This window comes from Oceanobacillus longus (genome assembly GCF_042650085.1).
Taxonomy (GTDB): Bacteria; Bacillota; Bacilli; order Bacillales; family Amphibacillaceae; genus Oceanobacillus; species Oceanobacillus longus.
On sequence record NZ_JBHSAO010000001.1, the window covers coordinates 64,867 to 87,503 of the forward strand.

Annotated in this window: 22 protein-coding genes; 15 read left to right on the forward strand and 7 right to left on the reverse strand. The window is 38.4% G+C overall.

Annotated features, from left to right (window positions below; all coding sequences use genetic code 11):
* The first annotated feature begins 83 nt into the window (after window positions 1-83).
* From ACFOUV_RS00300 to ACFOUV_RS00310, 3 genes are all read left to right on the forward strand, one after another.
* Window positions 84-2,453 (forward strand): polyprenyl synthetase family protein, encoded by a 2,370-nt coding sequence (locus tag ACFOUV_RS00300; RefSeq protein ID WP_379494768.1) that lies wholly within the window; start codon window positions 84-86, stop codon window positions 2,451-2,453.
* A gap of 306 nt (window positions 2,454-2,759) precedes the next feature.
* Window positions 2,760-3,947, forward strand: a complete 1,188-nt coding sequence (locus ACFOUV_RS00305; protein WP_379494769.1) for a DHH family phosphoesterase — start codon at window positions 2,760-2,762, stop codon at window positions 3,945-3,947.
* Window positions 3,948-4,061: 114 nt separating this feature from the next.
* A complete protein-coding gene (locus ACFOUV_RS00310) occupies window positions 4,062-4,985 on the forward strand; it encodes a DUF4349 domain-containing protein (RefSeq protein ID WP_379494770.1) in 924 nt (307 codons plus the stop codon).
* A gap of 40 nt (window positions 4,986-5,025) precedes the next feature.
* On the opposite strand, the gene ACFOUV_RS00315 is transcribed toward ACFOUV_RS00310, so the two are convergent.
* Window positions 5,026-5,472, reverse strand: coding sequence for a CoxG family protein (locus ACFOUV_RS00315; protein WP_379494771.1), 447 nt, complete (start codon window positions 5,470-5,472; stop codon window positions 5,026-5,028).
* 62 nt (window positions 5,473-5,534) lie between these two features.
* A complete protein-coding gene (locus tag ACFOUV_RS00320) occupies window positions 5,535-6,035 on the reverse strand; it encodes a hypothetical protein (RefSeq protein ID WP_379494772.1) in 501 nt (166 codons plus the stop codon).
* A 98-nt stretch (window positions 6,036-6,133) separates the two neighbouring features.
* Between ACFOUV_RS00320 and ACFOUV_RS00325 the strand changes: the two genes are divergently transcribed.
* The 3 genes from ACFOUV_RS00325 (at window position 6,134) to ACFOUV_RS00335 (ending at window position 7,991) form a co-directional block, all read left to right on the forward strand.
* Window positions 6,134-6,733 (forward strand): vWA domain-containing protein, encoded by a 600-nt coding sequence (locus ACFOUV_RS00325; RefSeq protein ID WP_379494773.1) that lies wholly within the window; start codon window positions 6,134-6,136, stop codon window positions 6,731-6,733.
* 178 nt (window positions 6,734-6,911) lie between these two features.
* Window positions 6,912-7,352, forward strand: coding sequence for a hypothetical protein (locus ACFOUV_RS00330; RefSeq protein ID WP_379494774.1), 441 nt, complete (start codon window positions 6,912-6,914; stop codon window positions 7,350-7,352).
* A 201-nt stretch (window positions 7,353-7,553) separates the two neighbouring features.
* Window positions 7,554-7,991 (forward strand): CBS domain-containing protein, encoded by a 438-nt coding sequence (locus tag ACFOUV_RS00335; RefSeq protein WP_379494775.1) that lies wholly within the window; start codon window positions 7,554-7,556, stop codon window positions 7,989-7,991.
* A gap of 204 nt (window positions 7,992-8,195) precedes the next feature.
* Here ACFOUV_RS00335 and ACFOUV_RS00340 read toward each other — a convergent pair whose 3' ends face one another.
* Window positions 8,196-9,755, reverse strand: a complete 1,560-nt coding sequence (locus tag ACFOUV_RS00340) for a PTS sugar transporter (protein ID WP_379494776.1) — start codon at window positions 9,753-9,755, stop codon at window positions 8,196-8,198.
* A 206-nt stretch (window positions 9,756-9,961) separates the two neighbouring features.
* Here ACFOUV_RS00340 and ACFOUV_RS00345 point away from each other — a divergent pair, with 206 nt between their 5' ends.
* The 6 genes from ACFOUV_RS00345 (at window position 9,962) to ACFOUV_RS00370 (ending at window position 17,855) form a co-directional block, all read left to right on the forward strand.
* Window positions 9,962-11,746: a sigma 54-interacting transcriptional regulator gene (locus ACFOUV_RS00345; RefSeq protein WP_379494777.1), complete on the forward strand. Its 1,785-nt coding sequence runs from the start codon at window positions 9,962-9,964 to the stop codon at window positions 11,744-11,746.
* A 141-nt stretch (window positions 11,747-11,887) separates the two neighbouring features.
* Window positions 11,888-13,087 carry an iron-containing alcohol dehydrogenase gene (locus ACFOUV_RS00350; protein ID WP_379494778.1) on the forward strand — a complete coding sequence of 400 codons (1,200 nt, stop codon included), beginning with the start codon at window positions 11,888-11,890 and terminating at the stop codon, window positions 13,085-13,087.
* A 30-nt stretch (window positions 13,088-13,117) separates the two neighbouring features.
* Window positions 13,118-14,461, forward strand: a complete 1,344-nt coding sequence (locus ACFOUV_RS00355; RefSeq protein ID WP_379494779.1) for a GntP family permease — start codon at window positions 13,118-13,120, stop codon at window positions 14,459-14,461.
* Between the two features lie 55 nt (window positions 14,462-14,516).
* Window positions 14,517-15,977, forward strand: coding sequence for a CoA-acylating methylmalonate-semialdehyde dehydrogenase (locus ACFOUV_RS00360; protein WP_379494780.1), 1,461 nt, complete (start codon window positions 14,517-14,519; stop codon window positions 15,975-15,977).
* Between the two features lie 254 nt (window positions 15,978-16,231).
* Window positions 16,232-16,642, forward strand: a complete 411-nt coding sequence (locus ACFOUV_RS00365; protein WP_379494781.1) for a MarR family winged helix-turn-helix transcriptional regulator — start codon at window positions 16,232-16,234, stop codon at window positions 16,640-16,642.
* 13 nt (window positions 16,643-16,655) lie between these two features.
* Complete coding sequence (locus ACFOUV_RS00370; protein WP_379494782.1) at window positions 16,656-17,855, forward strand: MFS transporter; 1,200 nt, start codon at window positions 16,656-16,658, stop codon at window positions 17,853-17,855.
* 82 nt (window positions 17,856-17,937) lie between these two features.
* Here ACFOUV_RS00370 and ACFOUV_RS00375 read toward each other — a convergent pair whose 3' ends face one another.
* From ACFOUV_RS00375 to hxlA, 3 genes are all read right to left on the reverse strand, one after another.
* Complete coding sequence (locus ACFOUV_RS00375) at window positions 17,938-18,204, reverse strand: DUF1292 domain-containing protein (protein ID WP_379494783.1); 267 nt, start codon at window positions 18,202-18,204, stop codon at window positions 17,938-17,940.
* A 291-nt stretch (window positions 18,205-18,495) separates the two neighbouring features.
* Window positions 18,496-19,050, reverse strand: a complete 555-nt coding sequence (gene hxlB, locus ACFOUV_RS00380; protein WP_379494784.1) for a 6-phospho-3-hexuloisomerase — start codon at window positions 19,048-19,050, stop codon at window positions 18,496-18,498.
* 1 nt (window position 19,051) lies between these two features.
* Window positions 19,052-19,693, reverse strand: coding sequence for a 3-hexulose-6-phosphate synthase (gene hxlA / locus ACFOUV_RS00385; RefSeq protein WP_379494785.1), 642 nt, complete (start codon window positions 19,691-19,693; stop codon window positions 19,052-19,054).
* Window positions 19,694-19,880: 187 nt separating this feature from the next.
* Here hxlA and ACFOUV_RS00390 point away from each other — a divergent pair, with 187 nt between their 5' ends.
* On the forward strand, window positions 19,881-20,027 hold the full coding sequence (locus ACFOUV_RS00390) for a hypothetical protein (protein ID WP_379494786.1): 147 nt from the start codon (window positions 19,881-19,883) through the stop codon (window positions 20,025-20,027).
* Between the two features lie 424 nt (window positions 20,028-20,451).
* On the opposite strand, the gene ACFOUV_RS00395 is transcribed toward ACFOUV_RS00390, so the two are convergent.
* Entirely contained in the window at window positions 20,452-20,829 is a 378-nt protein-coding gene (locus ACFOUV_RS00395; RefSeq protein ID WP_379494787.1) for a winged helix-turn-helix transcriptional regulator, read from the reverse strand.
* A gap of 303 nt (window positions 20,830-21,132) precedes the next feature.
* On the opposite strand from ACFOUV_RS00395, the gene ACFOUV_RS00400 reads away from it, so the two are divergent.
* Together ACFOUV_RS00400 and ACFOUV_RS00405 are read left to right on the forward strand one after the other, a co-directional pair.
* On the forward strand, window positions 21,133-21,909 hold the full coding sequence (locus tag ACFOUV_RS00400; protein ID WP_379494788.1) for an ABC transporter permease subunit: 777 nt from the start codon (window positions 21,133-21,135) through the stop codon (window positions 21,907-21,909).
* 30 nt (window positions 21,910-21,939) lie between these two features.
* Window positions 21,940-22,635: an ABC transporter ATP-binding protein gene (locus ACFOUV_RS00405; protein ID WP_379494789.1), complete on the forward strand. Its 696-nt coding sequence runs from the start codon at window positions 21,940-21,942 to the stop codon at window positions 22,633-22,635.
* Window positions 22,636-22,637: the final 2 nt, after the last annotated feature.

The window sequence follows — 22,637 nt, forward strand, 5'->3', positions numbered from 1 at the left end:
TTATTTTTGGATTATATTTATAGAGATATGGATTGAATTTGATTGCTTACAAATATAAGAGACATGAGTAGAGGGAATGTATAATGAAAGAGAAGTTAAACATAAATGCAGATGGAGGTTATCATCTGGCCGAACAGAAGGCGGCTGATTATTTTAAATTACTTTCTGTGCAGCTGAACGAAAAAGACTATGTCGTTAACCTGACTAAAGATATACAATCTTGGAAACAAAATCATATTCATACCTATTCCTTATTTTCCTTTTTGTCACGTAGAAAAGGAAAAAGGGATGTTTCAGAGTATCAACGTTATATCCAATGGCTGGATTCAAGCGGAAAATTGGATAATTACCTCGACCGCAGCATTTCCTATATTTTCATGCGCGATTTGGGGAAAGCCTTGGACGCTCCGGATACGCAAGAAAGGATCCGGCAAGTCGTGGCAGATTTTAAAAGACATCTCACTCAATCAGATAAAGGTGACACTACCGAAACCTTTAGCATGGCAGCGTTGTACCGTTTGGCCCAAAAGGAAGGCATAGAGTCTACAATCATCTGGGTGATGGATAAAATAAAAACTGTATCTGCCAATATTCCAAGCGGGATGGATGTAGATGAAGCCCAGCGGAAGCTAATTAAAATCATTGCCGGTGTACTTATGCATGAACTTGAAGAGATGAGTAATGATCTGCTACCGGAAGACCGTTCTGAAAAACTGGATGTTGCAATAAGGCTCGGCTATTCCTATGGACTGACCTACCCGCTTATCGACGATCTTCTCGATTCGAACGTCCTGTCTGATGAAGAGAAGGCAAGCTATTCCGATTTGATTCGTACCGCCCTTGTAACTGGAAATGTGCCGGAACTGGTTGTGTGGACTGGGAAAAATGGTGAGTTAATCCACTTTATTCACGGGGAATTAAGTGATGCTTTTACCTATATTAAGACGCATCAGCGACCGGAAACACGACAATCATTCTTTGAGCAATCGTATGTATTTTTTCAGTCTCAGGAAATTGACCGTGTCAAGGATCTAACTAATACTGCTTACTCGAATGAAGAGCTGTATATCCCCATCATTTTGAAATCAGCATCGTCACGATTAATCGTCCGTTCGGTAATCAGTGCAGAGGAAGATGATGGATTTTTGGACCGGACGTTTTATTATGGCATATACAACCAACTTGCTGATGATTTTGCAGATATGTTTGATGATTTAAAAGCGGGCGCGGTTACTCCCTATACGTATTATTTGACCCACCATGAGAAGCGTAAAGATCTGATCAACCCATTTGAATTATACTGGACAGTCATTTCTCATTTGATTCATCATGTCTATCACTCGGACAGACAGGCATGTGAGGTGATGTTGGATCGTGCGATAAACGGTCTGAAACGATTTAGGGAGAAAAGGGGAACCAACACCTACAACGAAGTGATGGAGTTATTTGCTTCTTTTAATCCGAAATTCAATCGCTTGATTCAACAAATGGTTCAAAAAGCAGATGATGTGGATTTCTTTGATAAACTGCTCAGGGACCATATCATTACAACGTTGAAAAAGGATCGGAAGGAACAAGAGGAATTTTTGGAGACTGCCGAAACCGTACGCCTTCAAATTAATAGCATCTTACATCTTTCGAATACCAATCAGGAGCCATCGATAAATGCGCCACTTCTGGATGCTGCAAACTATAGTCTGGAAGGAGATGGAAAGCGGCTCCGTCCAATAATGACATGGTTCATGGGTGTACATGAGTATGGATTGGATGAGGCTGCAATTGTACCACTGTTGAAATCACTAGAATATATGCACACGGCCTCCTTAATATTTGACGATCTGCCATCCCAGGATAATGCATCCATCCGCAGGGGACGACCTACTTTGCATGAGGTGTATAACACTGCCAATGCAGAATTGACCGGATTATTTCTGACCCAAAAGGCATATGAAGAGCAAGCTTCTCTTACGTCGTTCGATCCTAAAACGGTACTTCATCTAATACGATATTCTTCCCAAATGACAGCAGATATGTGTAGGGGCCAAGCGATGGACTTGGATTCCAAAGGCAAAAAATTGACTCTGGAGCAACTAAATACGATGTGTTTTTATAAAACGGGAATGGCATTTGAAGCATCACTCATTATGCCTGCAATTCTCGCCGGTAAAGGGGAAATAGAAGCTTTAAAAACTTTCGCCTACCACGCCGGCATTGCATTCCAAATCAAGGATGACTTGCTGGATGTAGAAGGAAATCTTGAATTACTCGGGAAAGCCCCTATGAAGGATATAGCTAACAACCGCGCTACGTTTGTGTCCATATTAGGTATTGATGGTGCCAAAAAAGCAATGTGGGAGCATTATTGCCTTGCTTCAGAAGTCTTGCAGGAACTCCCACAGCCTATTCACTTTTTGAAGCATTTCCTGAATTATTTAGTGAATCGGGATCATTGAGGGTTGTTTACTTAGGCTGAATTGCGGGGTCCAAGCGGAAAGTCGTGCGATCAAAGCCAGAAGTTGCGCGGTCCGAGCGGAAAGTCGTGCGATCAAAGCCAGAAGTTGCGCGGTCCGAGCGGAAAGTCGTGCGATCAAAGCCAGAAGTTGCGCGGTCCAAGTGGAAAGTCGCGCAACGAGGCGAGAAGTTGCGCGGTCCGAGCGGAAAGTTGAGCAATCGCGGCCAGAAGTCGCGCGATAAAAGAATGCAGATAATCATTCTATATTTTTCACTTTTAAAAGCATAATATACTTGAGGTGAAGAAAATGTATAGACTATTGTCGCATAATGATTTAGATGGAGTTGGCTGTGGAATTTTAGCGAAACTTGCTTTCGGTAAAGATATACGGGTACGATACAACTCTATTGCAAGTTTAAATCGGGAAGTCGAATGGTTCCTGGAAAATGGTAATCAGGATACATTTTTATTTATTACCGATTTATCTGTAAATGAAGAAAATGAAAAAAATCTGGAAGAATTTTATCAAGCTGGAGGGAAAGTTCAATTTCTGGATCATCATAAAACCGCATTGCATTTTAATGAATATGAATGGGGTCATGTTGTGGTAGAAGATGAGGAAGGAAAATTAACTTCAGCAACCTCCTTATTTTATGAATATCTGGTGGGTAAGAAATTACTGAAGGCAACCGAAGCCCTAACCGAATTTGTAGATCACGTCAGACAGTATGATACGTGGGAATGGGAGAAAAACGAAAACCAAACAGCAAGACAGCTTAATGCGCTCTTTTTTCTGGTTTCCATTGAGGAATTTGAAGATATTATGCTCGAACGATTACAGAAAAGTGATCATTTCTACTTTGATGATTTTGAAAAGAAAATCCTTGGTATGGAAGATCATAAAATTGATCGCTACATCCGTCGGAAAAAACGTCAGCTCGTGCAAACAAAGATTGGTGAACATTATGCTGGCATTGTTTATGCGGAATCGTATCACTCGGAGCTCGGAAATGAACTTGGCAAAGAATATCCGCATCTAGATTATATTGTCATTTTAAATATGGGTGGTAAGCGAGCGGGATTCCGGACCATCCATGATCATGTAGATGTATCGGAGGTTGCAGGCCGTTTCTCTGGGGGTGGGCATGCCAAAGCATCAGGTTGCTCGTTAAATAATGATGCTTATAAATTGTTTGTAACAGACACCTTTCACTTGGATGCATTAAGAGAAGATGCGAAACGAAACCGGTATAATCTAAAACACGCATCATTTGGTTCGATGTATAAAAATCGCACGGAAGCCTTTTTTCTAATTTTTCCTGAAGACGATGATCGATGGGTAATTGAGCAAAATCAAACAGAAATAGATCAAACTTTCTACACCTTTGAAGAAGCGGAAAACTTTCTGAAGCGAAACTACGAAGCTTGGCTTGTCAAAGATGATACATTTGTCAGGCACTTGATGGAAAAACTGGGTAAGATTAACAGAGACTAAGGTTCCTTATCCGCTGTTCCCCGTTTCTTTTTTTAAAAATAATTGTAACCCTTTTCTGTAAATTCCGTCTATACTTAATGTAAACGAGTATAGAAGTGAAGAGGGTGGGTCGAAATGAAGAAAGGTTTGCTTTTGTTGATTGTTCTTTGTATAGGAATCCTGGTGACGGCTTGCAGCAATGATTCGGAAAGTAGTGAATCGAGCAGTGACCAAGCGAATTTTAATACGGAGGAAAGTGTAGAGAGGGAGATTAATGATTCGATTAGTGAGGGAAATGATCAAGCTGTCGTGCAAGAAGATAGTGATTTCCAAGAGGAGGGAGCTGCATCTCAAGAAGTAGAAATCATCCCGTCAGATCGAAAAATAATTTATAACGCCAATCTTTATATTGAAGTCAAAGATTATCAACAAACATTAAATCGTATTCAGTCTCAGGTTGCAGATCGTGGCGGCTATATTGTGGAATCGAATATGACTGGGGATACTGAAAATAGTTCCACGTATGGTCATGTGACTGTAAGAATTCCCCAAGATCAGTTTCGTGAATTTATTCTGATCGTGGAAGAAGGAAGTAGCAACGTATTGGAAAGTTCTATTTCAGGTCAGGACGTAACGGAAGAGTTTATTGATTTGGAGTCGCGTTTGAAATCAAAACGTGTCGTGGAAGAAAGGCTGTTATCGTTTATGGAGCAAGCGGAAAAAACAGAAGATCTATTAACGATTTCAGCTGATTTGGCAAAAGTTCAAGGCGAGCTTGATGAAATAACCGGGCGAATGAAGTATTTAGAAAACAGAACGGATTTGGCAACAGTTACGATCTCTATTCAGGAAAACAATGTAACGATTTCAGGAATGAATGACGGAGATTTAAATACGTGGGAAAAAACAAAACAACAATTTTTGAAAAGTATTAACTTTCTTCTCTCTGCATTCTCTGGAATTTTCGTCTTTATCATAGGAAATTTACCACTGTTTATCTTACTCGGAGCTATCGCAGCGATTGTATTTTTTGTTTATAGGAAGAAGATGAAGGGATAAAGGTACAGGTTCGGCGTGGACCCGAACCTGCTTCCGTCCCTTAGGAACAAATTTTTTGAATATCGTTTGAAACAGCTGCCGTTAATTCGGTGGCTGTTTTTGGAATAACGGATTTTAGTGCTGGGTTTATGGCGCGACCACGTAAACCACTCGCTTTTATATCGAGATATCCAGTGATTTTTGTACGTGCTTCTGTGATTTTCTCCGCCTCAAAATAGCCCGAACCGGTAAATTTTTCATTAATTCCTTTTAAGTTAAAGGTAACTTTGGTTGGTTCCTGCCAATTGATGATGTCTACTTCCATATGAAGCGTTCTTTTAATAATCCCGATATCACTGACAAATTTCCAGGTTGATTGCTTATCATTGATGATCTGATGCTCGATATAACCTGGGACTAATGGTGCCCAGTTATTAATATCCCTTACGAACGTCCAAACCGTTTCGATTGGACAATCCACTTGAACGGAATGACTTCCACCTGGCATTTGAATACCTCCAGTCATAGTTAAATATGAATATAGTACTACTATTACCAAAATTTGACGTGTTAAAACTGCAGGAGCGGTTCCAAACCAAAATAGTTCAATGCTTCATTAACATCAAACAGATTATACATTTTTTTCTCCATACAAAACTGTACCACCAAATCGTTGGTGTCACTATTAGATAGAGAGTAGCCTGCAGCACTGAGTAGATGATCTAGATCGTCCCTATTCAGCTCCAGTGCAAAGGAAAGTGCAATAAGACTATTTTTCTTAGGAAGGTAGTTGGCATTGTTTCGTATTTTGGAAAAATGTTTGCGGTCGATTCCTGCTTTCTTATAAACTTCAGGATCACTGAGTCCAGACTTATCAATATAACTAAACAATACTTGCTGCAGTGTGGGCTGTCTGTTGCTTTTGATATAATCCGATAGCTCAATTTCCTGAATATCCATCTCACTTTCCAAAACTTCATAGTGCTCACTTTTACTGTAAAGAATTGTTATTTCTTCCTGATACAGTTGTATGTAATTTTCTAACTCCAAGAAGAATTTCGAATTAAGCATTTCCATCCCCCCAAAAAATGTCGCTTTGCAGGCGACCAATTTATGGAAAACATCCATTATGATTATAGCATAGATACGAAACTGGGAGGATGATTCAAATGAACAAAGAACGAACAGAAATTATATTTTTACTGGATCGCAGCGGCTCAATGGCTGGGCTTGAAAGAGATACAATTGGTGGATTTAATTCGTTGATAAAACAGCAATGCAAGCTTTTAGGTGACACGTTGCTGACGACCGTACTTTTTGATCATGATTACGAGGTATTATGGAATGGCATCGATGCAAAAATGGCAGACCTAACAGACAACGAATATTATGTAAGAGGAACTACCGCATTATTGGACGCGGTGGGGAAGACGATTTTGGATGTGGGGCATCGATTAGCAGAAACGAATGAAGATCAGCGGCCGGGCAAGGTAATCTTTGTCATTACAACCGACGGAATGGAGAATGCGAGTCGGGAATTCACTTATGAAAAAGTACAAGATCTCATCCTACGTCAGCAAGAAAGGTATCATTGGGAATTTATATTCCTTGGAGCAAATATCGATGCAGTCAAGGAAGCGGATAGCCTCGGAATCAGCAAGGAGAGTGTATACGAATTTGAGGCATCAGAAATAGGCGTCGATAAAATGTATAGCCTTGTTAATGAAGAAATTGCAGTTAGAAGAGAGCGTTTTAATGATCGCGAATAATGTTAAAAGGTGTTTTTCCTTTACTTATTGTTGTGCTTTTAAAATAGTAATGATTCAACTATTAAAATAATTATCGTTAAAACACACAATATTTCTGCTATACTAATAAATAGACAATTTTCATGACAAAGATCGTCCAAAAAATAGATAGGATTGTGTTTCTTCAGGAGGGGTTCAATTGAGTTTACAGAAAAAGGAAATGTATTTTGTTGATGCAAATGAATTAATTTACGGGGAGGATTTCGATGTGGTGACAGATACACCATTTATAGAGGGAGAAGTTGAGCGGTTGTATGGGTTGGATAATCATAAGATTAATTATAGTTTAATACAAAAACTCAATCTCGGAGTAGTAAAAAATAAATACTACGATGAATATTACATTTATAATGCCGTTTGTGATAACATCAAGAACGAATCGATCAGACTCGGTATTTATTACCAGATAACCCATCCGGAATTTGATGACAAGGCTTTGGATAGCTGGATATTTGGAAGTACGGATGGGGTAGATTACATCCTCGACCTCTTTGGCTCCCACGGCGTTTGCGTTTTAAGTTGGCTAAACGATATTTTCAGTAAGAAGAAAGGGAATGTGCTTGCGTTTAACCCACGGTAGCATTTCTTCTAATTAATAAATTAAATTAAAAACTCCACTTCGTTGAAATAAACGGTAGTGGAGTTTTTAGTTTCACCGTTTTATGCATGAAAACTTTATTCGACATACTTCAACAAAAACCGGGGAGTGACAGGCACCTAATGTATAACATCAGAAAAATATGCCAACCTATAGGGGAATAAACAAAGGGAGGTAATAAATATGTCACAATACTTAAGAGACATCATGACATCTCAAGTTATGACAGTTAATGAAACACAATCTGTACAAGAAGCTGCCGCGATTATGAGTCAGTATAATATTGGGGCTGTACCAGTTATAAATAATAGTGGACAAATGGTCGGAATGGTAACCGACCGTGATATCACCTTGCGTACAACGGCACAAGGGCAAAATGCACAAACGCCTGTTTCCCAAGTGATGACGGCACAACAAATGGTAGAAGGTACCCCGGATATGGATGTGCACCAAGCTGCGCAGTTAATGGCACAACAACAAATTCGCAGGTTGCCGGTAATTGAAAACGGTCAAATCGTTGGAATGGTAGCATTGGGAGATCTAGCTGTACAAAACCAATACGCCAATGAAGCTGAACAGGCACTTTCCAGTATTTCAACACCTTCTGCACCTCAGTCGTAAAACAAAAGTAAGGGAAGATAATAAACGTGCTTGTTCCCCATCGTTATAGCATCTAGCGGTGGTGGGCAGGCATATTTTTATTCGACAAAATTCATCAAAATTCAGGGAGTGACAGGCACTCAAACGGCACTTAAACCAAAAAAAGCGAATATCGAGCAGTGTATAAAATGCTTCGATATCCGAATTTTGTTTATCTTTTAGTGGTTACTTCGCCTTCTTCATCTTATTCGCAATTAATGTGATGCCAAATGAAAGAATAAATGAAGTAGCCATTGCTATTACAAAACCGATTGAATTATTTGTTAGAAATGGTGCGGTGAATGTTGGTACATATGCGGTTCCCCGGACATCGAACAATCCAACTAAAGCACCACCGATTCCAGCAGAGAAAATTGCACCTGCAAATACAAATTTATTGGAAAACATAAATGGATAAGCAGCTTCCACAAATGTTCCGAATCCCATATTGATTAGAAATCCTGGAGTAGCTGCAGCAGCTTCACCTTTATCTCTTGGTGCAATAATATTTGCCAGGTTAATACCTGCTGATACAAGAACTAATCCAACCATATCTATCGCACCTAAAAAGCTTGCGCCTGTCCTTTCCATTTCCAGTAAAACTATTGGTAGAATTGCTGCATGATAGACACCGCCTAAAATTGCGGGCCAAATGAGCAAACCGCCTACCAATCCAGCAAGTACCGGATTAAATGCAATAGCAAGTTCAATTGCTTCTTTAATCCCATCTCCAATCATTAAGGCAATTGGTGCGAAAAGGAAGTATACGAGTAAGCCTGAAATTAATCCGGCAAGTCCGCCAGCAACGATATTGACCGTTGTCATTGGAAATTTCCATTGAATACACTTCGTAAATAAAATTTGCACGAGTATACCTGCTAAAATCCCACCAATTATCCCACCGATAATCCCACCATCTACAGATAGAACGCCGGCCACGACGCCGGCTACGATAGAAACTTCATCTAGATTGGAAACCTGTTTCGCTGCAATTACCGCAACAATGATAGGAAGCGCTGCAATCATAATATCAAAAACATCCTGCAAGCCAGAAAAAGCAGGAATCTTACTTAGTGCAAGGACCAGTGCCATTGCGATAAAACCAGGAAGTGCAGAAATCATAATGCCACGAATATTGATATTTTTCCATATGGATGGATTTGTTTGAGCACCGTTATCTATAGGATTTCTGGTCCCTATAATTGGTTTATATTTTATATCCCAATATTTGGCGAGTGAACTAATAAATGAAATGGCTCTTGTCCGATTGGTAGTTCCTGTCGTTCCGGACTTAGCAATAACATGGGCACCTTTAGCACTAATGCTCGCCATGGAAGTTCCCCCTGTACCAACAATAGGAATTCCGGTTTCCACTGCTGCAGCAATAGCTTTCTTATTGACTCCCTCTGGGTCAGCGCTCATTACGATGAGTCCATCAATTTTGCCTTCATGAATAAGCGTTTCTATTTCACTATCATAATCGTTAGCTTTCAAATTTACTTCTGCCAATGGACTTGTAAGCATCTGTACAACTTGACCATTTTGATCACGACCGTAAATCGTTGCACGTGTTGTCTTTTTTACTGCATCCATGGAAGTGTCTGCAGCAATAAACTGGATGGTGGATATATGTAATTCTGTTTCCTCACTTTGCGTTATGATTTCCTGTAACAGCTTCTCCGGTTGCTTTCCACCCAAATTAAATAAATTTCCCCCACTGCTTCCTATAATTGCGATGTTTTTCAAAGCAAATCTCTCCCCCTGATGAATAAACTAAATCTTTAAGTATTTTATCATAATAAAGTATTAAAGTGTTAAAGTAATGTAATTTTTTTAAAAGGAAGTTGCAGATCAGAACTAAATCAGTTTAAATAGATTAAATCTTCAATTGAATACAAATTATCGTTATAATAAGAGATAAATCAAACTGTTAATCAAAAAGGGGCGAAAATATGTTGCATGGAGAGATAGAGGAGCTTGGAACAGGCAAGGATATTTGTGTTCAGAACTGGATGATTACTAACCCCTATTCTGCCAACTCAAGAGATACGATTAAGGATACTGCAGCGACGATGAGTAATATAAATGTAGATTGCATCCCTATTTTAGGAGATTCCAAGAATCCCATCGGAATATTAACCTGTAAGATGTTATTGGAGGCATATATTAAAGGTGCACAAGACGAGACAATTTTGCAATGTATGTCTAAAGTGGATTTTTATATCGTCCGTCCTAGTGATTCGATTTTAGATATATACGAATTACCTTATCAATATTTTCTCGTAGTTAATGATAAACATCGATTAGTTGGAATGTTAACTAGAGGTGAAATATCAAAAGGCCTTTCAGCTTATATAGAAGAGTTGACTCAAACCTTTCATACAGCAGAAATATTGGACGTTATCCTAGATAGTGCTTATGAAGGGGTAGCGGTGGTTGACAAGGATAGCGTTCTAGTTGAGTTTAATGAAGCGTACAGTCGATTTACCGGAGTGGATAAAAAAGACGCGATTGGTCGCCCTGTCCAAAGTGTTATTGACAATACTAATCTTCATAATACTGTGAGGACAGGAATGCCTGAGCGTGGTGCTATTCAGTATATACAAGGTCAGCCCATGGTAGTTCACCGTATCCCTTTGTGGAGAGATGGAAAGTTGGTTGGAGCGATAGGAATGTTGATTTTTGAAGGGGTAACGGAATTATATCGAATTTATGATCGTTTTCTGGAAAAAACGGTACAAAATTCAGCTACTAGAAAAGAAGAGCCTTTGCAGAATAGGTCGGTAAGAAATATGTCAATTGAGCAAATTATTGGTTCAAGTGAACAAATAGTAAATCTCAAGAGAGTTACAAGAAAGGTTGCAAAAACAGATGCTCCGGTCTTAATAACAGGAGAAAGTGGTACAGGGAAAGAAATGTTTGCCAATGGTATTCATGATTTAAGCCATTATAATCAAGGACCATTTGTAAGTGTAAATTGCAGTGCAATTCCTGAACAACTATTCGAGTCGGAGTTATTTGGTTATGAAGAGGGAGCTTTTACAGGTGCAAAAAAAGGAGGAAAGCCAGGAAAGTTTGAACTGGCTGAATCAGGAACTATATTTCTGGATGAGATTGGTGAAATGCCGCAACTGATGCAAACAAAATTGCTACGGGTGTTGCAGGAAAGAAAATTTGAACGTGTAGGCGGCGTGCAAAAGATACAGTTAAAAGCAAGAGTTGTTACTGCAACGAATCGAAATCTGACGGACATGGTAAATTCAGGAACCTTTCGAGAAGATTTATATTATCGGATTAATGTCATTGAACTTACAATTCCTCCACTAAGACAGCGACAAAAGGATATTCCTCTATTAATCTCTCATTATTTAACAGCAACATGTAAAAAATATGAGGTTAAAGAAAAAGAATTTACTGGAGAGGCACTGTCTGCACTTATGGGGTATGAATGGTATGGAAACATTCGAGAGCTAGCAAATACCCTGGAAAAATTAGTCATCTTAACCGAAAGTAATACAATCGATTCGCATCATCTTCCTAATTACATAAAGGATATGCATGCTAACAACTTATCGCCAATTAATCAAGTAAGGCAGGAAGAGCATGATAAAGAAAAAGAAATTATCATTAAAGTATTGGAGGAATCAGGGGGGAACAAATCTAAAGCTGCCGATAAATTAGGTGTTCATCGGACGACGTTGTACAAAAAGTTGAAAAAATACGAATTAGATAATTAATGTAGTTACATTACTACATTAAACAACAAAAGTGTAGCCTACGTGCTACACTTTATTTTTGAAACGCTTACATAGTTAGCTTTTAATAGTTGGCACACTTTTTGCAGGATAAATAGTGAGAAAGAAGAGGAGGAAGAAAATATGGAAAACTGTGCTGTTTTTCGTACGCCGCAAACGATTAATTATGGTCGAAATTCGTTTGAAAAAGTGGGAAAGGAAACAAGAATTAGGGGTAAAAAGGCACTGATTATAAGTGATAATACGATGGATAGCCTTGGATATGTAAGCAAATGTAGGGATTTACTTTTGAATGAAAAAGTTGAAAGCGTTATCTACTTAGGTGTTGAATCTGAACCAACGGACGTATACGTAGCAGAATCACTTGAATTATTTAAAAAGGAGAATTGTGATATTGTCATTTCTCTTGGTGGAGGTAGCTGTATTGATACGGCAAAAGCAATTGTCGTCGTAGCAACTAACGGAGGTTATATTGGTGATTATATGGGTGGGAGAAAATTAGCAGTTGAGCTTCCCATTCCTCATATATCGATACCTACTACAGCTGGAACTGGTTCGGAAGCAACAGATGTTACTATTATTACAAATACGACGAATGATGTAAAAATGATGATTAAGCAACCAGCATTTATGCCTGATGTTGCCATTGTTGATCCATTATTGACTGTTTCTTCACCTAAATCTGTGACAGCTGCTACAGGTGTGGACGCACTAAGCCATGCGATAGAGTCATATCTTTCAAAACGTGCACAGCCAATGACAGATATGTTGGCGCTATCGGCAATTGAAAAAATTGTTAGGAATTTAAAAGTTACTTATAATGACGGAAATAATATTGATGCTAGAGAAGCAATGTCATTAGGATCCTTGCAAGCTGGCATGGCGTTTACAAATGCTTCCGTTTGTCTGGTCCATGGTATGTCCAGGCCAATTGGAGCGTTATTTCATGTTCCTCATGGGATATCCAATGCTATGCTCCTGCCAGCAATACTTGAATTTAGTAAAGATTCCTGTGTTGATCGTTTAGCTAATTTGGCTAAAGTATTTTCAACAGATTCTATTCATCTCTCAAATGAAGAAGCTGCTGAACTTACCGTAAATGAAGTAAAAAAACTTTGTTTAGAATTGGAAATTCCAAATTTGAAAGGATGGGGAATCAATCAAGAAGAATTCAAAAAACTAACTAGTAAAATGGCAGATGATGCGTTAGCAAGTGGTAGTCCAGATAATAATCCAAAAGTACCGACAAAACAAGAAATAGAGGAGCTTTATCAAGTTTGTTTTGAATACAATTACAGCCCAGAAAAAACAGTTAACCTGTGAAAAGGTAATAATGCAATAGGGGGGAAAGTGATGGGAATTCTGGGTATGATTGGATTGGTCGGTTCTCTAGTATTATTAGTTTACCTTACAATGAAAGGTATTAATATTATAATTGCAGCTTTAATTAGTTCTGTAGTTATTGCCCTAACTAGTGGGCTAAGTTTAGAAACGGCATTAATGGAAGATTATATGACTGGATTTACAGGTTATTTCGCTTCATGGTTTCTAGTGTTCTTGCTTGGGGCAATATTTGGGAAAATTATGCAGGAGACAAAGTCAGCTGATACTATTGCACAATGGATTAAAATGAAATTCGGTGCAAAACGTGCAGTGTTTGCTGTAGTTGCAGCTGCAGCAATAATGACTTATGGTGGAGTAAGTTTGTTCGTTGTAGGGTTTGCAGTGTATCCAATTGCTGTTTCATTATTTCGAGCTGCTAATTTGCCACACCGTTATATTCCTGCTGCATTAGTGTTTGGATCAATTTCATTTACAATGACTGCACCAGGGTCACCAGAAATTCAGAATATTATACCTACTGAATTTTTTGGAACATCTCCGACTGCGGGTGGTTGGATTGGCGTACTGAGTGCACTTTTAATCATGACATTGGGTGGGTTATGGCTAGGGTTAATGGTTAGAAAAGCTTCTGTAAATGGAGAAGTATTTTCATTGCCGAATGCAAAGGATGAAGAAATGGTAGCTAGTTTAGCAGCCGAAGAAGAACTAGTTGGTCACAATCCAAAGTTATTAGAATTACCCAATATAATTGTTGCAATTATGCCACTCTTTTTAGTTATCGTTATATTAAACATTTTAGGTCAATTCATGAATCCGACAACTGCATTATTAATTGCTTTAACAGTTGGTATCGCTGTCGCGTGTATATCAATGTTTAAGTTTCTTACTGAATTTTGGGGTTCATTGGCTACAGGTACACAGAATGCATTGGTTGCATTAGCGAATACATGTGCAGTGGTAGGGTTTGGTAGTGTAGCTGCACAGGTTTCCGCCTTCGATTTGTTGATTACAGGTTTAATTAATCTACCTGGCCCACCTCTATTAGGCTTAGCCGTTGGTGTAACAGTTATTTGTGGTATAACGGGTTCTGCATCAGGCGGATTAGGAATTGCATTACCAATTCTTGCTCCAATATACCTGAGTCAAGGAGGAGATCCAGGCTCCATGCACCGTATTTCTGCATTAGCTTCAGGTGGATTAGACTCGTTACCGCATAACGGATATGTTGTAACTACTGTCCGAGCAATTTGTGGCGAATCTCATAAAAGAGCTTATAAGCCTATTTTATTGATAAGTGTATTTTTGCCAACAGTAATACTGGCGCTAGCTGTTATTCTTTACACAATATTTTAGAGCAAGTTTATTTATTAAAAGTTAAAGAATTATAAAATAATAGGAGGTTTTTCAAATGACAAAAACAAAAGTAGAAATACTAAGAAACTATGTTGGTGGTAAATGGATCGAGGCAAATACAGACAATACGCAGGAGGTTATCAATCCGGCGACAGGAGAAGTAATTGCCCACGTTCCGCTTTCAACGTTGGAGGATACGAATCATGCCGTACAGGTTGCCGCAAAAGCATTCGAGACATGGAAAGAAGTACCGGTACCGAAACGTGCTCGGATTCTATTTAAATACCAACAACTTTTAGTAAATCATCATGAGGAACTAGCTAGATTGATAACGATAGAAAATGGGAAAAATTTAGCCGAAGCCTATGGAGAAGTTCAACGAGGAATTGAAAACGTGGAATTTGCTGCAGGTGCTCCGACCTTAATGATGGGTGAATCTCTACCATCGATTGCTACTGAATTGGAATCTGGAGTATATCGTTACCCAATCGGAGTTATTGCTGGAATTACACCTTTTAACTTTCCGATGATGGTACCATGCTGGATGTTCCCGATGGCAATTGCTACAGGAAATACATTTGTTATGAAACCATCGGAGCGTACGCCGTTACTTGCCAATCGTTTGGCAGAGTTATTTGAAGAGGCGGGTCTTCCGGCAGGAGTATTCAACATTGTTCATGGTGCACATGATGTAGTTAATGGTTTATTGGATCATAAACAAACAGCAGCAATTTCCTTTGTAGGTTCTCAGCCAGTCGCTGATTATGTATACAAGCGTGGTACAAATAATCTGAAACGTGTCCAAGCACTTGCAGGCGCGAAAAACCACTCCATTGTATTAGGTGATGCGAATTTAGAAAATGCTGCAAACCAAATAATGAATGCAGCATTTGGATCAGCAGGTGAGCGTTGTATGGCAGCTTCTGTTGTAGCCGTAGAAGATTCTATAGCGGATGAATTTATTGAACTGTTAACAGAAAAAGCAAATAATATTCAAATTGGAAATGGTCTAGATGAAGGAGTCTTCCTTGGTCCAGTTATTCGAGACAATCACAAAGAGCGCACGCTAGGCTATATTGAAACAGGAGAAAAAGAAGGAGCAAAACTTGTCCGTGATGGTCGTAGAGACGAAGCTGCACAGCAAGAAGGTTATTTTGTAGGACCGACCATCTTTGATAATGTTACTTCAGAAATGAAAATTTGGCAGGAGGAGATTTTTGCACCAGTACTGTCCATTTCTCGAGTAAGTAATCTTGAAGAAGGTATTGATTTAACCAACCAATCACGATTCGCGAATGGCGCATGTATCTTCACAAAAGATGGAGGAAGTGTTCGTAAATTCCGCGAAACAATTGATGCAGGTATGTTAGGGGTTAATATCGGAGTACCAGCACCAATGGCATTTTTCCCATTCTCCGGATGGAAGGATTCCTTCTATGGAGACCTACACGCAAATGGAAAAGACGGATTACAATTCTACACACGTAAAAAGGTAATTACTACAAAATGGGTTTAAAATAACTATAAATAAAGAAGTCCTAGCAGGTATGGCACCCGAAAAGATGAAGTAAAGACTATCTTTTTGGGTCACTGCTAGGGCTTCTTTATTTGCTTTAAAAAGCGGGTAGACGAATTAATATGATAAAATCACAACCTATTTGGTGAATAGAAAGATTCTTCGAGAGGATATAAAATTCAAACCTAGACAGTTACATAAAAAAGGTATATAGTTACTTAGGTAACTATTTTTAAATTTTGGAGGGAAATCCTTTGAAACATTCGTTTTTTCATCAACACTTACAGTTCACGCGGTCGTTCACAAAAAAATTAAACGAACATTTAGCCGAGGTAGGCTTATATCATTCACAATGGTTAATGGTGTATTACTTGAAACAGCATGAGACATCTACACTTATAGAAATTAGCAGTTATCTTGCTGTGGAGAAGCCAACTATTTCTCGTACGGCCAAACGATTGGAAGAACAACAGCTTATTGAAAAAATTCCAAGTAAAGATAAGCGGGAGCGAAGAATCAGACTAACGGAAAAAGGAATAAAAGTTTATGAGGAAGCATTGCAGGTTGTTAGCAATTTTGAACAAGAATTGATGGATGGAATTTCAGAGGAAGATAAGGAAACAAGCTTACGCACGATACAACTTCTTAGAGGAAAACTTAAATAAGGGGGGAATTTTCTTGAATCGAAAACCTAAATTATGGACAAAAGATTTTATTATGGTTTCAGCAGCTAATTTCCTGCTGTTTGTATCTTTTTATATGTTAATGGTAACATTAGCGATTTATTCCATTGAACAATTTCAGGCGTCTCAAAGTATGGCAGGACTTGCATCAAGTATCTTTGTTTTGGGAGCTGTTATTGTAAGACCAATAGCAGGGAAAATGATTGAAACGGTGGGCAGGAAGAAGCTCTTAGTCTTTGGTATTGCACTGTTTTTAGTTATCATGTTACTTTATTTTCCTGTTAATAACTTAGGACTTTTATTACTCATCCGGTTTTTGCATGGTTTTGCTTTTGGTATTGGTACAACCGCAACAGGAACGATTGCGGTTGGTGTGATCCCAGAAGTACGACGAGGGGAAGGAATGGGTTACTTTGCAACGAGTACGAACCTGGCAATGGCGGTAGGGCCATTTTTAGGATTGATCATCAGTCAATATTTTGAAGATGACATGATCTTTGTTGCAACAACAATCTTCTCAATTATTGCTTTAGTAGCGACTTTACTTATGCATGTGCCAGAGAGAGAAAAAGTTATAGAACATCAGAATGTGAAAAAAGGTTTCCGTTTTAGTGATTACTTTGAAAAAACGACATTACCAATTGCAATTTTCGTTGCAATCTCTGGATTTGTATACTCCAGTATTTTGTCATTCATGACTGCTTATGCAACCGAAATAAACTTAGTGGATGCAGCAAGTTTCTTCTTTGTCATGTACGCCGTCTTTCTATTACTTTCCAGACCAGTAACAGGTCGGATGTTTGACCTTAGAGGGGAAAACACTGTCATGTATCCGGCAATCTTATTATATGGTGTTGGGTTAATTCTATTAAGTCAGGCTCATCTCGGAATTACATTGCTTATAGCTGGTGCAATCATTGGAGTTGGCTTTGGTACATTACAATCAAGTGCACAAACCATTGCTGTGAACGAAGCTCCTAACCATCGAGTTGGCTTAGCCACATCGACCTTTTTTGTGTTCTTTGACATTGGAGTTGGAACTGGTCCATTTCTATTAGGAATCATTCTCCCATTAACAGGCTTTCGAGGGCTCTATCTAGGCATGGCAGCCATCGCCTTTATTACAATTGTAGTTTATTATTTGGTGCATGGTAAAAAAGCGGCTGAGCGACATAGACTTGCAGCACAAGAATAAAATTGCCCAAAAATAAAGGAACCGACTCATTTGTATGAGTCGGTTTTTTCGCAATAAGCCTTCTTGCTTATCTGTTTTTTAATTATTCATCATCCAAGATTTCATCAAATGCTTCGGAGACTTTATCAAATTCATCATCGGTTTCGATTGCTGACAACTCACCATCATCGTCGATTTTAAGGAAAAAGAGATCAATTTCTTCTTTACTATCTTCTTGCAGGTCCTCTAAAAAGCTTACCGCCACATAGTCTGTATCTTCTAGGGTCACCTTTGCCAACACTTCAACTTCTTGATCCTGTGCCGTTTCATCCGTAATCGTAAATACTTCGCCAACTTCAATTCTATCCATTTGAATAATCCTCCCTTTCTTCATATAAAATGAATTTGTAATTGCTTTCTTTAGTTTTACTTGAAGTAGGAAAATAATGCAAATCAAATATAAACATACACTAAGAAATTTTATAGAAACCATTTATAATGCAGGGAAGGGGCAATGTATAACAGCAGTGGAGGACAAAAATGAATACGGTAAAAAGATATGTTTCATGTGGATGTTACAGAACGAGTTACAATGGAAGTAAAAAAAGAACTGGGTCAGGAACAGCTCTCGAAACTTGGACAACTTTCCTGACCACATGTCCTATTCTAAATTTGCATGTCTTCCGTACATAGTATCGTTGTGGAGTTCTTTTTTCTCCATAAATCGTAAAATAATTGAATCATAAAATAATAGAAGGGACTGTTCATACAGGGATCCCATTGGTTGAATGGATTTCCCGCTAGTTCCCTCTGCCTTTGCTTGGGCAGGAATTTCAATCATAATCGCTGCTAATGGAGCGATGACAGAAGTAGGATTGGTAGTCACCAGCGCAAGGCTTGCACCTATGCTTGTGGCTTTCTCGGCCATGGATAGCAGGCTTTTGGTTTCTCCTGACCCAGAGCCAATGATAAGCATATCATTGGCTTCGAGATTTGGTGTAATCGTTTCGCCTACGACATATGGATCAAGTCCAACATGCATCATGCGCATGGCAAATGCTTTCGCCATTAAACCGGAGCGACCACTACCTGCAACAAAAATTTTATTTGCACGCTGCATTCCATCTACCAGCTTTTCTGCTTCTGCATCATCCATACGCTCGATGGTACGACTTAGCTCGGCAAGTATTTCCTTTGTATAAGCAATTGTTTGCATATTATGCGGTCACGCCTGCATTAATAAGTTGTTGCATTTGTGCAGCGACTTCTTTTTTATTTTCTTTGCCTGTGATTCCTCCACCAACAATGATGAGATCTGGTTGTGCTTTAATGACCTCAGGTAAGGTTTCAAGCTTAATTCCACCAGCAATTGCTATTTTCGCATTTTTTACAACGCTTTTTATACTACGTAAGTCTTCGAATGAATCTTTACCTTCTGCTTGCAAGTCATAGCCTGTATGCACACAAATATAGTCAGCGCCTAATTCATCAAGCTCTTTTGCACGCGTTTGGATATCTTTTACAGCAATCATATCTACGAGAATTTGTTTTCCCTGTTTTTTTGCTTCTTCAACAGCACCTTTGATGGAAGCATCTTCTGCTTGACCAAGAATAGTAACAATATCAGCGCCAGCTTGAGATGCATTTGCCACTTCATAACCAGCAGCGTCCATGATTTTAATATCTGCTAGAACCTCTAAATTAGGGAATGCTGTTTTGATTGCTTGTACTGCTCTATGACCTTCTATATTAATAATCGGTGTTCCTATTTCTACAATATCAATATGTTCTTCTACTTCCTTCACCAATTCGATGGCTTCTGGAATGTTTACTAGGTCTAAAGCTAACTGTAATTTCATTTGTTATTTCCCCTTTGTTTTATAATTTTATGCATACCTAGTATAAATCCTTAAACTAAAATTGATAAGTACGCACATTGAAAACATATAGTGATTCAAAGTATACTGTGGTCTTCAAGAAAGGAAGCCATCTCTTGTATTTGTTTTCTTTATTGGTGTTTATACATGATCTGCTGGAGATGTCCCATTGAGTGTGGAAGATTTTTATGACAATTTGCATGTGTTAGATTTAAATGGAAAAGTATGTGGTGTCTTTGGTTCCGCTGACTCCTATTATGAGCAGTATGGTACAGCAGTTGAAATGATAGATGAACAAAAAAGAAATTTAGGTTAGAGCGATGTGAAGCAATGGTGATGGATTAACAATTATTTATATTCAAAATATCTGTATTGAACACGTATCAAAATCAAGGAGCAGATGGGTGACCAAACAAGGAAAAAACTCAAAAGAAAGGTCATTCATAGGGCAGATGAGTGACCAACCAAGGACACAACACAAGTGAAAGCTACCTTTCCTTATTGGGAAGATAGCTTTCATACGTATTTCATACGAGTTTTGAAACAAATAATTTAGCATCAAAATTAACGGATGTTTTTCTTGATTTCTTCAATCATCGTTTTATATTCTTCATCACTTAAGTATGTCTTGTTTGGGTTCATTTCGTTATTTTTGGCTTTAAAGTGCTGCAATTTTATAGTGTTTTAAATTTTTCTTTACGGAAAGCTTAATACATAAGGTTATCTGCTATTTCTGCTAGTTACTTAGCCGCCGTTTCTTTGATCGTAATTGAATTAGGTACGGTTTCATCTAAAAAATCCTTATAAGAAATACCCCATTTCGTCATTTGTTCGAGCAAGGGGCGAAGCGAATTTCCTTGTGCTGTTAACGAGTACTCTACTTTCGGTGGTACGACAGGATATACCTCTCTGTGAACAAGAAAATCAGATTCTAATTCACGAAGTTGGGTGATGAGCATGCGTTGGGTAATTCCTGGAATGAGTCGTCTTAATTCATTAAAACGTGTCGTTCCTTCATTACCTAAATTCCAAAGAATCAGCATTTTCCATTTCCCACCTATAACAGAAAGCGTTAGTTCTTTCTCACAATTAAACTCTCTTTCACGTCCATGATCCATGGAATCATTCCCTCCATCTAATTGAAATAACAGTATACTTTTATGTACTATATACGTAAAACATACTGTCTTTTGTAAAAGATAGTATACGTCAATCGAATTAAATTTGTATAGCTTAACGACTTGAGAAGGACAGGGTTCGTATCTAATTTGGTCTTTCATATTGAATGAAACATGGAATATGTCACAATGTGACGAAAATTATCTGAAATAATCAAAATTTAATCTTTACAAAAACGATAGGGATTATTATAATTAGGAAGTTATCATACCCATTTAAAATTTTATGAAGAAGGTGAGAAAGTGAAAAGAAGCGCTAAATGGTATAACAATCAATTATTCCCATGGTTGTTGCCTATCGTCTTTATTGTACTTTGGCAACTACTTGGTCAATACAAAATACTTACATCGACACTTCTACCTACTCCAGTGGAAATCGCGCAAGCAGGGATTCGGTTATTTAAAACCGGCGATTTACAAGAACATGTATTAATTAGTACGCAACGTGCCTTAATCGGTTTTTTCATTGGAGGAGCTGTCGGATTTGCTCTTGGACTATTTAACGGTACTATTTTATTCTTTGAAAGACTGACGGATACAACCATTCAAATGGTACGCACGATTCCCCATTTGGCATTAATCCCACTCGTAATTTTATGGTTTGGAATTGATGAAAGTGCAAAGATATTCTTAGTTGCAGTTGGTGTGATGTTTCCTATTTACATAAATACATTCAATGGTATTAAGAATGTGGATCGGAAATTAATTGAGATGGGTACAGTTTATGGGCTATCGAAGTGGAAGTTATTTACGAACATTATCTTACCAGGATCCTTACCTTCGATTTTAGTCGGGATCCGTTATGCTCTTGGAGTTATGTGGATGTCGTTAATCGTGGCAGAAACCATTGGTGCAGATTCAGGGATTGGCTTTATGGCAACGAATGCCCGTGAATTTATGCAAATGGACATCGTTGTATTAACCATCGTACTCTATGCCATTTTAGGTAAGCTATCCGATGTTATTGCAAAGCTGTTTGAAAAACGTTTATTAAAATGGAATGCGGCTTTTAACAAATAACAAAACTTAATGTGAGATTGGGGGGATACGATGTCTAATATTGAATTAAAAAATGTTAGTAAAAGTTATGGTGACAACGAAGTGTTACGTGATATCAACTTATCGGTAGAACAAGGTAGTTTTACAGCAATCGTTGGTCGAAGTGGTTGTGGGAAAAGTACACTTTTACGCATCATCGCTAAATTAGAAGAGAGTACGAAAGGTTCATTATCGTTTTTAACCGACGATGCGAAGGAACCAAAGATTCGTATCATGTTTCAAGATGATCGCTTGCTTCCGTGGAAAAATATTTTAAATAATATTACTCTTGGAGCGGTTAATCCAGCAGCAGCAAAAATTTCGCTAGAAGAGGTTGGGTTAATGGACAAGAAAGATGATTGGCCCGATCAATTATCAGGTGGACAAAAACAACGTATAGCCCTTGCACGCGCATTAGCAAGTAACCCTGGTGTATTGTTGTTTGATGAACCACTTGGTGCACTTGATGCGCTTACGCGTATGGAAATGCAGAATTTGATTGAAGGATTATGGCAACAGCAGAAGTTTACATCACTACTTGTTACTCATGACGTTACTGAAGCTATACACTTAGCAGATCGGGTGATTGTTATAGACAAAGGGGTTATCCAATTAGATGAAGTAATCGATTTGCCGAGACCGCGTGAACGTAACGAAAAATTTACTTATTATGAAAAGAAAATATTAAATCAAATCCTAGGGGGATAAAA

Coding starts and splice junctions, on each gene's coding strand:
- ACFOUV_RS00300 (WP_379494768.1), top strand. CDS start 84: ATGAAAGAGAAGTTAAACATAAATGCAGATGGAGGTTATCATCTGGCC.
- ACFOUV_RS00305 (WP_379494769.1), top strand. CDS start 2,760: ATGTATAGACTATTGTCGCATAATGATTTAGATGGAGTTGGCTGTGGA.
- ACFOUV_RS00310 (WP_379494770.1), top strand. CDS start 4,062: ATGAAGAAAGGTTTGCTTTTGTTGATTGTTCTTTGTATAGGAATCCTG.
- ACFOUV_RS00315 (WP_379494771.1), bottom strand. CDS start 5,472: ATGCCAGGTGGAAGTCATTCCGTTCAAGTGGATTGTCCAATCGAAACG.
- ACFOUV_RS00320 (WP_379494772.1), bottom strand. CDS start 6,035: ATGCTTAATTCGAAATTCTTCTTGGAGTTAGAAAATTACATACAACTG.
- ACFOUV_RS00325 (WP_379494773.1), top strand. CDS start 6,134: ATGAACAAAGAACGAACAGAAATTATATTTTTACTGGATCGCAGCGGC.
- ACFOUV_RS00335 (WP_379494775.1), top strand. CDS start 7,554: ATGTCACAATACTTAAGAGACATCATGACATCTCAAGTTATGACAGTT.
- ACFOUV_RS00345 (WP_379494777.1), top strand. CDS start 9,962: ATGTTGCATGGAGAGATAGAGGAGCTTGGAACAGGCAAGGATATTTGT.
- ACFOUV_RS00350 (WP_379494778.1), top strand. CDS start 11,888: ATGGAAAACTGTGCTGTTTTTCGTACGCCGCAAACGATTAATTATGGT.
- ACFOUV_RS00355 (WP_379494779.1), top strand. CDS start 13,118: ATGGGAATTCTGGGTATGATTGGATTGGTCGGTTCTCTAGTATTATTA.
- ACFOUV_RS00360 (WP_379494780.1), top strand. CDS start 14,517: ATGACAAAAACAAAAGTAGAAATACTAAGAAACTATGTTGGTGGTAAA.
- ACFOUV_RS00375 (WP_379494783.1), bottom strand. CDS start 18,204: ATGGATAGAATTGAAGTTGGCGAAGTATTTACGATTACGGATGAAACG.
- hxlB (WP_379494784.1), bottom strand. CDS start 19,050: ATGCAAACAATTGCTTATACAAAGGAAATACTTGCCGAGCTAAGTCGT.
- hxlA (WP_379494785.1), bottom strand. CDS start 19,693: ATGAAATTACAGTTAGCTTTAGACCTAGTAAACATTCCAGAAGCCATC.
- ACFOUV_RS00395 (WP_379494787.1), bottom strand. CDS start 20,829: ATGGATCATGGACGTGAAAGAGAGTTTAATTGTGAGAAAGAACTAACG.
- ACFOUV_RS00405 (WP_379494789.1), top strand. CDS start 21,940: ATGTCTAATATTGAATTAAAAAATGTTAGTAAAAGTTATGGTGACAAC.